The sequence below is a fragment of the Staphylococcus debuckii genome (genome assembly GCF_003718735.1).
GTDB classification, from domain to species: domain Bacteria; phylum Bacillota; class Bacilli; order Staphylococcales; family Staphylococcaceae; genus Staphylococcus; species Staphylococcus debuckii.
The window spans coordinates 2156748-2172260 of record NZ_CP033460.1; the positions used below are offsets into that span (position 1 = coordinate 2156748).

Annotated in this window: 14 protein-coding genes and 1 pseudogene; 2 read left to right on the top strand and 13 right to left on the bottom strand. The window is 36.8% G+C overall.

The window, feature by feature from the left end; all coding sequences use genetic code 11:
• Nucleotides 1–136 precede the first annotated feature (136 nt).
• The 10 genes and pseudogenes from CNQ82_RS10390 to ppdK form a co-directional block, all read right to left on the bottom strand.
• Entirely contained in the window at nt 137–634 is a 498-nt protein-coding gene (locus tag CNQ82_RS10390; RefSeq protein WP_123145196.1) for an Asp23/Gls24 family envelope stress response protein, read from the bottom strand.
• 63 nt (nt 635–697) lie between these two features.
• Entirely contained in the window at nt 698–937 is a 240-nt protein-coding gene (locus CNQ82_RS10395; RefSeq protein WP_231917562.1) for a DUF2273 domain-containing protein, read from the bottom strand.
• A gap of 8 nt (nt 938–945) precedes the next feature.
• The gene (gene amaP, locus CNQ82_RS10400) at nt 946–1494 is read right to left on the bottom strand and encodes an alkaline shock response membrane anchor protein AmaP (protein WP_123145197.1); all 549 of its coding nucleotides are present in this window, start codon (nt 1492–1494) and stop codon (nt 946–948) included.
• A 439-nt stretch (nt 1495–1933) separates the two neighbouring features.
• A complete protein-coding gene (locus tag CNQ82_RS10405; protein ID WP_123145198.1) occupies nt 1934–3478 on the bottom strand; it encodes a BCCT family transporter in 1545 nt (514 codons plus the stop codon).
• 171 nt (nt 3479–3649) lie between these two features.
• On the bottom strand, nt 3650–4663 hold the full coding sequence (locus CNQ82_RS10410) for a zinc-binding alcohol dehydrogenase family protein (RefSeq protein WP_123145199.1): 1014 nt from the start codon (nt 4661–4663) through the stop codon (nt 3650–3652).
• Nucleotides 4664–4675: 12 nt separating this feature from the next.
• Nucleotides 4676–5692 carry an NADP-dependent oxidoreductase gene (locus tag CNQ82_RS10415; protein ID WP_123145200.1) on the bottom strand — a complete coding sequence of 339 codons (1017 nt, stop codon included), beginning with the start codon at nt 5690–5692 and terminating at the stop codon, nt 4676–4678.
• Between the two features lie 68 nt (nt 5693–5760).
• Nucleotides 5761–6635, bottom strand: a pseudogene (locus CNQ82_RS10420) (alpha/beta hydrolase).
• 130 nt (nt 6636–6765) lie between these two features.
• Nucleotides 6766–7773 carry an NADP-dependent oxidoreductase gene (locus CNQ82_RS10425; protein WP_123145201.1) on the bottom strand — a complete coding sequence of 336 codons (1008 nt, stop codon included), beginning with the start codon at nt 7771–7773 and terminating at the stop codon, nt 6766–6768.
• A gap of 165 nt (nt 7774–7938) precedes the next feature.
• Nucleotides 7939–8757 carry a pyruvate, water dikinase regulatory protein gene (locus CNQ82_RS10430; RefSeq protein WP_123145202.1) on the bottom strand — a complete coding sequence of 273 codons (819 nt, stop codon included), beginning with the start codon at nt 8755–8757 and terminating at the stop codon, nt 7939–7941.
• Nucleotides 8744–11386, bottom strand: coding sequence for a pyruvate, phosphate dikinase (ppdK, locus tag CNQ82_RS10435; protein ID WP_123145203.1), 2643 nt, complete (start codon nt 11384–11386; stop codon nt 8744–8746). The genes CNQ82_RS10430 and ppdK overlap by 14 nt, the downstream gene beginning before the upstream one ends.
• 218 nt (nt 11387–11604) lie before the next feature.
• Between ppdK and CNQ82_RS10440 the strand changes: the two genes are divergently transcribed.
• Nucleotides 11605–12123, top strand: coding sequence for a YfiT family bacillithiol transferase (locus CNQ82_RS10440; RefSeq protein ID WP_123145204.1), 519 nt, complete (start codon nt 11605–11607; stop codon nt 12121–12123).
• Between the two features lie 164 nt (nt 12124–12287).
• A complete protein-coding gene (locus CNQ82_RS10445) occupies nt 12288–12767 on the top strand; it encodes a PTS sugar transporter subunit IIA (RefSeq protein ID WP_123145205.1) in 480 nt (159 codons plus the stop codon).
• 103 nt (nt 12768–12870) lie between these two features.
• Here CNQ82_RS10445 and CNQ82_RS10450 read toward each other — a convergent pair whose 3' ends face one another.
• From CNQ82_RS10450 to CNQ82_RS10460, 3 genes are all read right to left on the bottom strand, one after another.
• Nucleotides 12871–14265 (bottom strand): DHA2 family efflux MFS transporter permease subunit, encoded by a 1395-nt coding sequence (locus CNQ82_RS10450; RefSeq protein WP_123145674.1) that lies wholly within the window; start codon nt 14263–14265, stop codon nt 12871–12873.
• Between the two features lie 120 nt (nt 14266–14385).
• A complete protein-coding gene (locus tag CNQ82_RS10455) occupies nt 14386–14853 on the bottom strand; it encodes a MarR family transcriptional regulator (protein WP_123145206.1) in 468 nt (155 codons plus the stop codon).
• Between the two features lie 421 nt (nt 14854–15274).
• Nucleotides 15275–15484, bottom strand: coding sequence for a hypothetical protein (locus CNQ82_RS10460; RefSeq protein ID WP_123145207.1), 210 nt, complete (start codon nt 15482–15484; stop codon nt 15275–15277).
• Nucleotides 15485–15513: the final 29 nt, after the last annotated feature.

Here is a 15513-nt window from a genome sequence, read left to right on the forward strand (position 1 = left end):
AGAGTGTGGCAGAATTAAGGGAGCCGGACATTAAATTGGTCCGCTCCCTTATTTTTTTAGGTCGCAACTCGGTAGTCATAGTGAATTAAAAAAAGCGATGCACGTTTAATATGCACCGCTCATTCTTTACAATTAATTATTGAAGACCTTTGTTTTGGTCTTGTTGTTGCTGTTGGTTATTCTTTTGTTTTAATTCAAACTCTTTACGAGTTAAAACATCATCAACACGCATGTTGACTTCAACTACTTGCAAACCAGTCATATGTTTCACTTGTTCTTTAATTAAATCTGTTACTTTTTGGAAGATTTTAGGTGCTGATTCGCCGTATTCTAAGACTACTTTTAAATCAACTGCAGTTTGTTTTTCTCCTACTTCCACTGACACACCTTGTGTCACATTTTCAGTACTAGAGAATTGATTACTTAAATTATCTACAAAGTTACCTTTTAAAGATAAGATACCTTGTACTTCGCGCGCTGCAATACCTGCAATTTTCTCGATTACTTCATCTGAAAATGTAAGTTTATTATGAAATTTCGGTTTAGTATTCTCTTGGTTTTTTTCTTGTTCAAGTGAATCTACGCCAGTTTCTTGATCATACGCTTGTTTTGCTTTTGTGTTATCTACTGCCATAATAGGATTCCCCTTTTCTAATTTAAAATAGTCGTTAATGCTCAACTACATTGGATTAAGTATTTAGCTCCACCGGTTTAAGAAGTTTAAGAATTCTTGTCTACGGTCTTTAATGTACCCGATACCTATGCCGATTAAACATAGCACCACAATGAGAACCGTCTTCCAAAAGCCCAGTGTTAAAAATAAAACTGCAATGATAAGAAATACTAAAAATCCAACAATTCTGCCTGCGTAATTTTTTATAAAATTAACCACATGCTGTGTCGTGTCATTCGGTTTTTGATTGTTATTCGCCATGATATCCCTCCTTATAGCACTCTTGGACTAGATGGACTTTTCTGATCTTTGACATTGACTTCTAATTTACGTACGGGCACTTCAGAGAAGTATTCTACTTTCTGTTTAATATCTTTTCGAACATTTTCTGTCAGTGTTTTCGCATGTGTGTCGTCTGGCAAAAAGAAATCCGCTTTAATATCTATGTAGGATTTTTTCTTTTTACTGTAGCACTTCGTTACCACATTCGGTTGCATCAATTGTTCATATTGCGCTAAAGTATCATAAACAACTTTGTCTATAGATTTGCGAGCAATATAAATATGTCCATCTTTATAAATTTTATAAAGTCCAGGCTTGCGATGCGTCGGTGCAAATAAACTGAAGACCAATATCAAGCCGAGTAATATGAGCAATCCTGACAACACGAAGAGTACGGGTAGAAACCAAGCGAACGTCAATAATTGATGTCGATAGGTCTCAACTTGTGGGACTTGAGGTACTTTCGCAATCATAAATACGAGCATTCCCACTACGATAACGATGAGCAATCCTAAGATGAAATTTTTCAATCTTCTCACAGCGCTGCACCTCCTTATTTCTATTACATAATATTGTTATATTTTAAAATACCCTCAATAATATGTTAAAAACACTTTCATTTAAATATAGTCAAATTTAATTATCAAAAATCAAAGGAGATGGTTGAATTTTGATTTTTAGTATGAAGGATTGTCTATGTGTATAGGCGCCGGTCGCGAGCCTAGACACTTTCACCTCGATCTGTATAGGCGGAGATTGCGAGCCTCGACACATTCGCCTCGATCTGTATAGGCGCCGGTCGCGAGCCTCAACACTTTCGCTCCGATCTGTATAGGCGGGGATTGCGAGCCTCGACACTTTCACCGACTCGCCCGACAAATCCCCTCTTTTTTCATAAATTTACGTCCCCTCATAAAAAGAAAGCCGAGACTTTGACAAGTCTCAGCTCTCATAGTGAAAGGCTCTCGCCCTTGCACTTTATTCTTCTTTATTTTTCTTGTATAAAATTTCGCGGTAAGTATTCTTTGGAGTATGATACCTTGGCTTTTCAACTGAAAGTGCCCTGAAGAGTGACCACATCATTAAAATAATGACAATAGAGAACGGCAGTGCCGCAATAATCAGTAAGTTCTGGATTGCTTGTGTGCCACCTGTATAAATCATAATTAATGCGAATAAGGCTAGAATCACGCCCCAAGAAACTTTTACCACTGAAGCAGGATTAATACTGCCATTTGAACTCAACATACCTAAGACATAAGTTGCTGAATCTGCAGATGTTACAAAGAATATCATAATCACTACAAGTGTTACTAAACTTAAAATAAAGCCGAGCGGATAATGTTCTAATGTCGCAAAGGTTGCCGTTTCAGTTGCTTCTTTAGCAATATTGGCAATATGATTTTCTTGTAAATAAATCGCTGAAGCACCGAATACTGCAAAGAAGAAGAAACATACGAGTGCAGGTACGAACAGCACTCCTAAAATAAACTCTTTAATTGTACGTCCTCTAGATACTCGGGCAATGAATATACCTACGAATGGTGCCCATGATATCCACCAAGCCCAATAGAAGATAGTCCAATTTTGCATCCATTGGAATTTCTCTCCACCATTTTGTGGAATACGCAAACTCATTTTAAAGAAATTAGCAATATAATTCCCCAATGAATTAGTGAACATATCTAAAATGTATAGTGTAGGTCCTACGGCAAAGAGTACGATTAAAACTATAAATGCTAGAATCATATTGATATTACTCAATGTTTTAATCCCTTTATCAATACCGGACCAAGCACTCCAAGTGAATAAGATAGTAGAAATAATGACAATCACGACTTGTACACCGAAATTAGAAGGCACTTTAAATAAGAAATGCAGTCCTTCATTAATTTGCAACGCACCGAAACCTAAAGTGGCTGCAACCCCTGTAACCGTGGCGATAATCGCAAGTACATCGATCATGCCGCCAAGCGGTCCACGCATACGTTTTTCACCGAGAAGCGGAACGAGTGTCGCACTGACTAAACCAGGATAGCCTCTATGAAAATTAAAGTAAGCAAAAACTAATGCGACGATTCCATAGACTGCCCATGCATGAATCCCCCAATGGAAGAACGCAAACTGCATGGCATCATCAATAGCAGGTTGTGTTCCCGCTTTATGTATCGGTGTTTTAGTAAACGCATGGCTGATTGGTTCTGCAGTAGTCCAAAAAACTAAGCCGATGCCCATACCTGCGCTGAACAGCATCGCAAACCAAGATTTCAAGGAAAACTCTGGATCTTCTCCCTCTTCGCCTAAAGTGATGCTGGAATATCTAGAAAATAAAAGGTACACACATACAATCAATATTACGAGGACTAATAATAAATAATACCAAGTAAAATTTTTCGCAATAAAGGTTGTGATTTGTTGTGTCCCTGTCTCAAGTTGTTTTGGAAAAATGGCACCGAATACTACGAAAAGCGTACATATTGCAAGTGCGAACCAAAACACTTTCGTCATTTTTTTATCTTTCATAACGAAAAAAACTTCCCCCTATTAAGTTGATGCCTTATTATTACCCTCTTTCTATGCTTAGAACACTTTATTCTCGCAGTTTCAACATTCCCCTAAGTAATGTAGATTATCTGTCTCGTTGCATAATAAAAAAGGAACTGAGACATTAATTACGTCCCAGCCCTTTCTACTTTATTCGTCTTCCATATTAATAACCAGTTTACCAATCATACTGTGACTTTCTAATTTTTCATGTGCTTCATATAAAGTATCTGCCGTCAAACCATCAATAACTTTAGTTACTGTTGGACGGTAAGCACCCCCCACCGCTTTATTAGAGATATCTGTTAAATAGCGATGATATTTAATGACATCGTCATCATATAACGCACGTGTATACATAAATTCATGTGTGAAGGTAATACTTTTATCTTTCAAGAGATTTAAATCTTGGTCTTCTTCAAAAGCTACAATAGTTGCAATATGGCCTCTTGGTTTCACTAAATCAATCATCTTCTTATAATATAAATCCGTATTGAACGTGCAAAAGATATAGTCAATCTGTTCAATCCCTTGTTGTTTCAATTGAGCTTGCATATCTTCTTTATAATTCAGAACATAATCCGCTCCCATAATTTCTGACCATTCTTTCGTTTCATTGCGCCCAGCCGTTGTAACCACGCGTAAGCCGTATTCTTTTGCAACTTGGGTCGCAATACTGCCGACACCACCAGCACCATTGATAATTAATAAAGTTTTATCTTTATTATTATCTGGATTAGAAGAAATGCCAAAAACATCGAACAATGTTTCATAAGCCGTTAAACCAGTGAGCGGTAAACTCGCCGCTTCGTTATATGTTAAATTATCTGGTTTACGCGCAACATAACGCTCATCTATGATTTGGTACTGCTCATTTGAACCGTCATAATTAGGTGAACCTGAATAGAAGACTTCATCGCCAACTGAGAATAACTCAGTTTCAGGCCCTGCTGCTACGACTTCACCTACTGCATCAAAACCTAGAATTCGTGGCGCGTTTTTAATGGGTGTTTGACGAATTTTCGTGTCGACTGGATTAACACTGATAGCCTTTACTTTAATCAATAGTTCATTGTGCTTAGGAATAGGCTGGTCTTTATCAAATTCATAAAATAAATTTCCTTCTGACAAGGCAAAGGGTTGATCTGCACCGATTGCTTTCACACTACCACCTCATTAATCAAGAATATTAGAAACTTTAATCACTTGTTTACCGAAGTTTTCTCCAGTAAATAGGTTTCTGAATGCGTGAGGAACTTGGTCAATTCCATCTGCGACAGAGGTTTTTGTTTTAATTTTACCTTCTTTAACCCATTGTGCAAGTTGTTTTCCTGCACTTTCAAAGTTTTTCTCGAATTGAACCACTAAGAAGCCTTGCATTAATGCTTGGTTTTTAATTAAAATCGGTTGAATGGCTAGTTCATAAGATACCTCTTCATCATTATATTTAGAAATTGAACCACATACCGGAATACGCGCAAATGTATTTAAATGTTTAAAGACTTCATTTGCTACAGTACCGCCGACATTTTCGAAGTAGACATCGACGCCATCCGGCACTGCCTCTGCTAATTTATCAGCATAGTCATCACGTTTGTAATCGACAGCATGGTCGAAGCCTAATTCTTCAACTAAATAGCGGTTCTTTTCTTCTCCGCCTGCAATACCGACGACTTTAGCGCCTTTGATTTTCGCGATTTGACCTACCACTGCACCGACTGCGCCAGAAGCTGCAGATACAACAACTGTTTCTCCTTCTTTCGGCTTACCAATATCTAGCAAACCATTGTATGCTGTTTGTCCTGTCATACCTAGCACACCTAGATATAAATAAGACGGTACATCTAATGGCGGTACTTTTCTAATCGTTTTTCCATCTACTGTAGGAAGGGTTGCCCAAGGCATCATGCCTGTTACAATGTCGCCTTCATTAAAATCATCGTTATTGGATTTTTTAACTTGGCCTACAGTGAAACCAACAATCGGTTCATCTAATTGGAAATTCTCAACATAAGAATCTGATGATGGTTTCATGCGATTTCTCATATAAGGATCGACCGAGATATAAGCCGTTTCAACTACTACTTGGCCTTCTTTTGGTTCTTGCACCTCAACATCTTCATAACGGAAATCCTCATCTTGTGGCATACCTTCTGGATATCTTGCCAATACAATTTGTTGGTTTTGTACCATTATTACATCTCCTTTTCAATAATATGATAGTTTATCTATTACCGTTTTAAAGATTTTTTAATCTTACATTATTTCCACAAGAAATTAATCAGTTGATGAGCTACTTTAGGATTCTCATGCAATTGGCTGTGCTGTCCTTTCTTACCTTTAATTATCATTTCTCGATAACTTTTAGTATTACCTTCTAAAAGATATCTTAGGGATTTGGAAGAAGCGTTCGTCACACGCTCATCGCTATTTGTCCCATCTCCCACATCACCGTAAATAATACTTCTACTTTAGGATATGCTTTATTCTTACGTAAACTTAATAAATCAACGTATTCATCTGTCATTCTGTTCGGTTTGCCCTCTGCATTCAGCTCAACTTTGCCAGGCTCATCATTAATACCGATAATACCATTGAAAGTACCTGCAATGTTCACTTGTTTATGTAAACTTGGTAGATCCGGATTATTGCTGTATTGCAGCATATAATAAGCGAATGATAGATTACTCATAGAATGTGTGACGATATTGAATTGATCAAACTGATATTTCTGCTGCATGGCTTCCATTACGTTTTTAATCCATAAAGCATTTTGTTTCATGTCCCCATTTTTATTATCTCTTAAGTTAATGAGAACCACTGGATGTTTTTCATTTTTAGGCAACTCGCCTTTTAACGTCACATGGCCATTTGAAGTGACGTCGGCTATAATCGGATGCTTAGTAACGCCTTCTTTTTGAACTTCTTTTTTAAAAAAAGCTTCGGAGTTTATACTACCGCCATACCCGTGCATAAAGAAAGTCGGCGTACCGATAGATTTATTTGTCGTATCATGACTACTTTGATGATTCGAATCCAACATATATTTGGCGATACCTAAAACGCCTAAGATAATAGCAGCCATAATTAAAATAGCTGTAGTCTTAGGATTCGGTTGATTTTGCTTATCCATCATTGATTCCCCTTTGTTCAGTTTCTTCGATTTAGTGATATTTGAATTAAGTATAGAGGTTTCAGGATTATAGCGCAATTTGTATGTATAGAAAAACGGATGAGCCAAAAACTCATCCGCTTCTCCTCTTTCTTTATTCCTCAGCTACTTTCACAACTTGTTTTCCAAAATTCTGTCCTGTAAAGAGATTTTCAAAGGCTTCTGGTACATGATCAAAGCCTTCTGCTATAGAAGTTTGTGATTTGATTTTGCCTTCTTTGACCCATTGGGCTAATTCTTTAGCAGCACGCGGGAAGTCATCTTTAAACTGTCTCACAATGAACCCTTGCATCAAGGTTTGGTGTTTAATTAAGATGGGTTGGATAGCTGGTTCATATTCAGGTACGTCAGCATTATAAGTCGAAATCGCACCGCATACTGGAATACGCGCGAAAGTATTGAGATGTTTGAACACCTCATTCGCCACATCTCCGCCGACATTTTCATAATAAACATCGACGCCATCAGGTACAGCCTCTGCTAATCTTTCTGCATAATCATCACGCTTATAATCCACAGCATGATCAAAGCCTAATTCATCAATTAAATAACGCGTTTTCTTCTCGCCGCCTGCAATGCCTACAACTTTAGCACCTTTAATTTTCGCAATCTGTCCCACAACTGAACCAACGGCACCTGAAGCTGCAGAAACAACTACAGTTTCTCCTGCTTGAGGTTTACCGATACATAATAATCCATGATAGGCTGTTTGACCTGGAGACCCTAAAGTACTTAAGTACAAGTATAACGGACCGACTGGATTCTCTATCTTTTGCAATTCTTCTCCGTCAACTGTGTTGTATAAACGCCAAGGCAGAGCACCTACTACAAAGTCACCCTCTTTAAAATCTGGATGTTGAGAAGTGGTTACCTTACTTACCATACGTCCTACTATAGGCTCATCCACTTGAAATGATGTCACATAAGGGTCATTTTTACGCATGCCGTTTCTTAAATAAGGATCCATTGAGAGGTAAATCGTTTGTACGAGTACTTCATTTTCTGAAGGTTCCTTTACTTCGACAGATTCATAGCGGAAATCTTCTTTTGTCGGCATCCCTTCTGGAAATTGCGCTAAAACAATTTGTTGATTTTCAACCATTTAAACATCTCCTTAGTTCTCATTAACATACTCTTCTCTTCCCGAATTTCGAAAAAAATAAAAGACCGCGCTTGAGTGTGAGTGCTCAAACACGGTCAGACGTTTATATTTTAAAATGTGAATTTCGGATATTTTTCAAAGTGTGAGAAAGATAAAGCCATATCCTTATTTTTTATTTAAATATTTTTCAATATAGAATGCAGATTCTTCTATAGATTTATATTCTGTATTGATGACAGTCGCATTGAATTTTAAAAAGACTTCTTCTGCATAGCTGAGTTCTTCTTTAATGCGCTGCAAACTATTATAATTTGCAGCACCTTTCATTCCTAAGACGCGAATACGTTCTGTACGGATATTCATAATATAGCTCGGACTTGCAGTTAAGCCGAATACCAACATCTTCTTATTAAACACTTCTTCAGGTATTGGCGCTTCAGGTACTAAAGGTATGTTCGCTATTTTGTAGCCTTTATTTGCCAAGTACATGCTAAGCGGTGTTTTAGAGGTACGGGAGACCCCGACAATCACTGCATCAGCTTCTTCCATGCCTTCATACACTTTGCCGTCATCGTATTTAACCGAGAATTCCATCGCTTCAATACGTTGGAAATAATGCTCGTCTAACTTCCGAAGTGCCCCACTTTCACGTAAAGGTGAACGGTGAGTGCGTTCTTCAATAATACTGAGCAAGCCAGACATATAATCTACATAAGGAATTTGTTCTACTTTAGCAAATTCCTGTCCTAATTGATTGAATTTCGGACTGACTAAAGTAGTGACCACTACGGCATTACGTTGCTTGGCTAAGTTTAAAATCGTTAAGAATTCCTCTTCACTTTTAATAAATGGAAATTTTTTAATTTCTGCTTTCTCTTCTAAATCTGGAAACTGCGTCAATGTGGCGTGTGCCATACGCATCGCTGTTTCTCCGATAGAATCTGAAACAATATACAATGTTAAATTTTCGTTAGTTGTTTGCACCGACCAATCTCTCGCTTTCTACCTGACTTTGTGCAGCAGCTAAAATCGCGCCCGGCACACGGAAAGGTGAGCAAGAAACATAATCAATATCTAAATCGTTAAAGAAGTGAATTGATTTCGGATCGCCGCCAAGTTCACCGCAGACTCCAATTTTGATTTGAGGGTTGCTGGCTTTTGCTTGTTCAACTGCTGTCTGAATCAATTGTCCTACACCGTCTACATCTAAAGTTTGGAAAGGATCAACTGATAACAAGTCTCTATTAATATATTCACCAATAAATTTACCTGCATCATCGCGTGAGAAACCATATGTCAATTGTGTTAAGTCGTTAGTACCAAAGCTGAAGAATTCTGATTCTTGAGCAAGTTGGCCTGCGATGAGACACGCTCTAGGTGTTTCTATCATTGTACCAATAAGATAGTTCACTGTCTTGCTTTCTTTTTCTTCTAATTCAGAAATAGTTGTCTGAATTGTATCTTTTAAAGTCTTAAATTCTTCAACAGTAGAAACTAATGGAATCATGATTTCTGGTTTACTTTCAATACCTTCTGCTTGCAGGCGCATCACACTGCCGATAATTGCTTCAGCCTGCATTTCAGCGAGTTCAGGATATGTGACAGCTAAACGGCAGCCACGGTGTCCTAACATCGGATTGACTTCATGCAAATCACCTAAACGTTGTTTCAATACTTCTGGTTGCACGTTTAATTGTTTAGAGACGATTTGAATTTCTTCTTCTGATTTTGGAAGGAATTCATGTAATGGCGGATCTAATAAACGTACAATGGTAGGTCGGCCATTAGATAATCTGAAGATTTCTTCAAAGTCTTCAGTTTGGTATTTACGAATTTCATTTAGGGCCTCAACGCGCTCTTCTTTTGAAGAAGCTAAGATGAAACGACGCATTTGCACCAGACGTTCAGCGCCAAAGAACATGTGCTCTGTACGTACGAGGCCAATTCCTGAAGCGTCGAATTGATACCCCGCTTCAATGTCTGCAGGTGTTTCAGCATTCATGCGGACGCCTAAACGCGCACTTTCTTCCGCCCATTGCATGAAGCGGTCGAATTCTTCGCTATGCTCAGCACTCGTTGTTTCAATTTCACCCAGGTAGATATTGCCTGTTGAACCATCAACGGAGATAACGTCACCTTCATGAATTTGTTTACCATGATAATTAACCACTTTATTAGCAGTATCAATATTCAAGTTTGAGCAGCCTGTCACACAGCATTTACCCATACCACGTGCAACTACTGCAGCATGTGAAGTCATACCGCCATGTGTCGTTACAATTGCTTCACTTGCGACCATTCCTTCAATATCTTCTGGAGAAGTTTCAGGACGCATCAAGATGACTTTGTCCCCTTGTTCTGCTTGTGCTTTAGCATCTTCAGCTGAGAAGACCACTTTACCTGTTGAAGCTCCAGGGCTTGCAGGAAGTCCTGCGTCAGAAATTGCTTCTGCTGCTTCTAAAGCTTTTTCTTCAAAAGCTGGGTGCAGCAATGTATCGATTGATTTTACATCTACCTTTGTCAGCGCCTCTTCTTTCGTAATAACCCCTTCATCTACTAAATCAACGGCAATTTTCATGGCTGCTTTAGCAGTACGTTTACCGTTACGCGTTTGTAAGATATACAATTGAGCATTTTCAATCGTGAATTCGATATCTTGCATATCTTTGTAATGTGCTTCTAATTTCTCAGTCACATCTACAAATTCTTGATAAACATCCGGCATTTGTGTATCTAACGTTGCGATTTCTTTTGGTGTACGGATACCGGCTACTACATCTTCCCCTTGTGCATTTAATAAGTATTCACCGAATAATTTATTCTCACCCGTTACTGGGTTACGTGTAAAGGCAACGCCAGTTCCACTGCGGTTACCACTATTACCGAAGACCATTTCTTGTACATTGACTGCAGTTCCAATGTCATGTGGAATGTCGTTTAAGTCACGGTAGACACGGGCACGGTCGTTATCCCATGATTTAAATACCGCTTCTACTGCTTCAGTTAATTGTTGCAGCGGTTCTTGCGGGAATGGTTTGTAGACTTCTTCAACATAGATTTCTTTGAAGCGGTCACTGATTTCCTTTAATCCTTCAGCTGGAATATCGGCATCTATTTCATATCCATGTTCTTCTTTATATTTATCAAAGTAATGATCGAAAGCAGTCATGGTAATGCCATAGACGACTTGTCCAAACATTTGTAATAAACGTCTGTAACAGTCATACGCAAATCGTGCATCTCCCGTTTTTTCTGCTAACTTTTCAACATTTTCATCATTCAAACCTAAGTTTAAAATCGTATCCATCATACCCGGCATGGAAATTTTTGCACCGCTGCGCACAGATACTAATAATAAATTCTCGTCAGATGAAAATGCTTTGCCAGTTCGTTCTGAGAATGCTGCCAATTGATTATGTAATTCTTCTTTCAGTTCATCTGATAATATTGAACCATGTTTTAAATATTCAATACAAGCTTCTGTCGTAATTGTAAAACCATCTGGTACAGGTAAGCCGAGTCGCTTCATTTCCGCTAAGTTAGCTCCCTTTCCTCCTAGAAGGTCTTTCATAGCTTGACTTCCTTCTGAAAATGCATAAATATATTTTGTCATTTGCTGATCACCTCATATATCTTTCTTAATGTGTCATACTAATTATTTTAAAGTATGTCATACTGAAAGCGTTTTGACAATTAAAAACATACTATTTCAAAATATTTTTTGGAAAGGTTTTCATTAAATCGTAATATTTTGCTCCTTTTAGGAGAATAATTCGGATTAAAATATAAAAGTGATATACTCAAAGTAATCAAATTAATAAAGGAGATACTATGCTTAAAAATCAATATCCCATCGGTTCATATACTTTTCCAGAAGTTTTTACTGCGCACGACTTAGCAAGATGGATTAAAGATATAGAGAAACTGCCTGAAAAATTAACGACACTAACAAGCAACCTGTCTCAAGCTGAAAGACAAGCAACCTACAGAGAAAATAGTTGGGACGTCCAAACCTTGATACATCATATTGCAGATGCGCATATGCATGCCTATATACGTACCAAGCTGATATTGACAGAACATTGTCCGAACGTCTGCACCTTTGAAGAAAAGGAATGGGTAAAACTTTCCGATCAAGATGTTCCTTTAGAATACTCGCTAGCCCTAATTAATGGTCTCCATAAACGGTGGGCCACATTATTAAAGAGTTTGTCAGAAACAGCATTTCATCGAAAAATGCACCATCCAGATGACGGAATGGTAACTTTAGCGGCATTGATTTCTAAGATGGCTTGGCATGGAAATCATCATTTAGAACATATTCGGATTGCGTTGAATAAAGGGAAATAAACGTGAAGGTAATGGCAGCGTTTTAAATATGGCAAAATACTGTCAATCAAGCAGATAACTTATCGTACTTTCAATTAATAAGTTGACGTACATCTATTTATAATTCTATACTTTAAGTGAAAAGATAGAATGTTAAATAATATACATCGAAGAAGGAGCAACCTATGAGTCATTTATTTTCTAAAGAAAGTGTATTCGTCTCGAATGCCACTAGCAAAGAAGAAGTTTTTACAGAAGTGTCAGAAGCATTGATTAAATCAGGAGATGTAAAAGATAACTTTTTAGAACACGTATTAGAACGTGAAAAAAATTATCCAACAGCAATCAGCTTAGCTAACATCAGCAAAGACTATCCTAATGTGGCCATTCCACATACAGAACCTGAATTTGTTAATAATACTAAGATTGTACCTGTTAAATTAACTAACCCAATCGTATTCCAAAATATGAGTTCACCTCATAAAGATATTACTGTTGATTTCTTATTCGTTATTTTAAACGCAGATAAAGCAAGCCAAGTTCATCTTCTATCTGATCTTGTTGCATTTTTCGAAACTCAAGATAAAGATGCATTTGCTGATTTCTTTAAATTAACTGATGCTGACGCTATTTATGAATACTTGAATAAAAACTTTAAAGCTTAAAAGGTAAAAAACCATCTTGGAAGCTCAAACGGCTCCAGGATGGTTTTCTATTTTATTTAATTTTCATCTGTTTCTTAGTTAATTGAAAGATTCATCAGCGATTTTAAGCTCGTCTTTTTAACTTTAATAACGGTAGTAATAGGATAATGAGTAAGATTGCTGATAGCGCAAATCCTCCTTGATATCCGCTTAATTCTTGAGCTGTTGAAAGCATGTTATAACTCATGAAGTATGCTGTTATTGCGGCTATCAATGCTGTGCCGAAACTGGATCCTAAATTTTCTATCATATTGATTGCAACACCTGCTGGAGGCAAATCTTTGTCTGCCAAACCAATATAAGCTGAACTTGTAAAACCAAGCATAATACCTCCGACACTGCATCCTCGTGCGAAGAGCATAAGATAGAGCCACCATAAACTTGTATGATCCGTAATGAAAATAAATGGAATCGTGCTCATGATTGAAATGAGAATCGAAACAAAGCTTACAATCTCTGCACCTTTACTATCAATTAACTTACCAATTATTGGTCTTGTTACTAACATTCCCACGCCTTGAGGAATGAGCGCTAAAGAAGCTTGAACCATATTCATATGATAAATATTGATAAACAATAGCGGCAAGATAATCATCGGTCCCATTATCGCCGCGTTCGCTAATAATAGACCTGCTCCAGATAATGAGAAGAATTTATATTTAAATAGTGACAATGGCAGAATTGTTTCGCTGTTTCTTTTTTTATCATAAAGCATGTATAAAATTAAACTTACAATGCCTATGACAATGAAAATAGTAGCCGATGAATTAAACTGGCTATTGTTGTGACTTAACTGATTGATGCCGTACATAAATGTACCAGAAAATACAATCAGTAAAATCATACCTACTACATCTAATTTCTTCTCTTTATCAAACGGTGTGAAATTAGGAATGTACTTATTCATTAAGGGTACTGCGATGATAACAACAAAGATATTAATAAAAAATATCCAACGCCAAGATAGAAACTGTGTCAGAAAGCCGCCAAGTACCGGACCGAATATTGGTCCAAATATCATAGGAGTACTTACGATAGCCATGACACGCCCTATTTTATCTTGTCCTGCTACTTTTACTAAAAGTGACATCATTAGTGTTGTGATAACCCCAGCACTGAATCCTTGAATCAAGCGTAAAATGACGAATAGATATACATTAGTACTTAATCCTATGATTAAAGAAATGGCACCAAATATGACAGTAGCATTGATAAAAACTGCTTTACTATTAAATCGATTCATTAACCATCCAGATACTGGAACTGCTATGGCCAATGCCAACATATAACCTGTAATGGCCCACTGAATAATATTAAGTGAGGAATGAAAATCTTTGATTAAGTGATTGATTGCGATATTTATCATCGTAGAGTCTAGCATCGGAGCAATCGCGCCTAATGCAATCGCCCATGCACCTGCTAGTATATCTCTTGGTAATTTATTTGTAGAATGTGCTATATTAAAGCTCCTTTCGAATATTGTTTCCTGTTCAACAAAATAAACTTTATCACGATATTGTTTCCTCGTCAACAATAATTAATGATAAAAAAAGACATCCCCTTTCTAGGAATGTCACCTTTAATTAATCGCACGATTTTGTTTATTAATTTCTTGATCCAGATGATTGCGATATTGATTTATAAAATTCATCATTGCTTGATACTGTGCCTCGTCCATCTCTTCGAAGACCTTTTCATCACGTTTCTGAAATTTAGCATGTAACTGTTCGTGAGTATCGTATATTGCTTTACCAGAATCAGTTAGTTTAAAGTAAATTTCCTTTTTATTATCTTCTTTTTGATAACTTTCTATCAATTCTTTTTTTATCAATCTTCTTGTCAGTTTACTAATAGCACCTCTAGTCATATAGAGCGTTTCAGCTAGCCTTCTGACATTAGGATTTGTATTTTCTTCAATGGCTTCAATACAATGCACCTCAGTAGAAGTTAAACCTTTAAGTGCTTCTTCCATTTCAAACTTATTTAAATAAGAAATCTTATTAAATAAATCTCTGAAGTTGTACATGAGTTCTTCTTCTTTATTCATAAGTTATAACTCCTTAACGTAAGCTTTCCTTTTATCTTATTATAACGTAAAAAAACTCCCAGAGCATATGCTCTGAGAGTAGATATCGAAACCAACAATTAACGTTTTGAGAAATATCAAGATGAAATTCATATATACTCAATCAAGCTTAATCCATCTGTATCAATACTTCACCAATTTATAACTGGATAAAGGTTGATGAAAATTGATTGAGATTGATAGCACTTGAACCAATTTGAACCATGAGATGCTAGTTGAATACTATCTCATCAGACTTTTATTAAAACTTGTTTTGTAAAAAATCATTTAACTTAAACATTATATAAACCTTTATAGATATTATAATTTTTACATTTGCACTACATTCGTTATTATTTCATTTACAAGCTTATTTATTTCATCTGAATTTGTAGATGAAGCTTTATAATTTGGGTTTTCTAGAAAAGATTCTTGTAATGGACTGTCTAGTGTATTTTCTATTATTCTTTGCATCTGTTCTTAGAGCACTTGGTAGTAACGAATAATCTCCAGGCTGTCCTCTGGAAAAGCAATATGCATCAGATAATTCTTCAACATAATTCATATATTCGCTTAACTTTTTAATCTTTGGTTCTTCTTGTTTTATCGTCAATTATTACCCTCCATATTTAACTGTGAGAA

Excerpts from the sequence above, each read along its gene's own strand:
- CNQ82_RS10390 (WP_123145196.1), bottom strand. The coding sequence starts at position 634 with ATGGCAGTAGATAACACAAAAGCAAAACAAGCGTATGATCAAGAAACT.
- CNQ82_RS10405 (WP_123145198.1), bottom strand. The coding sequence starts at position 3,478 with ATGAAAGATAAAAAAATGACGAAAGTGTTTTGGTTCGCACTTGCAATA.
- CNQ82_RS10415 (WP_123145200.1), bottom strand. The coding sequence starts at position 5,692 with ATGGTACAAAACCAACAAATTGTATTGGCAAGATATCCAGAAGGTATG.
- CNQ82_RS10425 (WP_123145201.1), bottom strand. The coding sequence starts at position 7,773 with ATGGTTGAAAATCAACAAATTGTTTTAGCGCAATTTCCAGAAGGGATG.
- ppdK (WP_123145203.1), bottom strand. The coding sequence starts at position 11,386 with ATGACAAAATATATTTATGCATTTTCAGAAGGAAGTCAAGCTATGAAA.
- CNQ82_RS10440 (WP_123145204.1), top strand. The coding sequence starts at position 11,605 with ATGCTTAAAAATCAATATCCCATCGGTTCATATACTTTTCCAGAAGTT.
- CNQ82_RS10445 (WP_123145205.1), top strand. The coding sequence starts at position 12,288 with ATGAGTCATTTATTTTCTAAAGAAAGTGTATTCGTCTCGAATGCCACT.
- CNQ82_RS10455 (WP_123145206.1), bottom strand. The coding sequence starts at position 14,853 with ATGAATAAAGAAGAAGAACTCATGTACAACTTCAGAGATTTATTTAAT.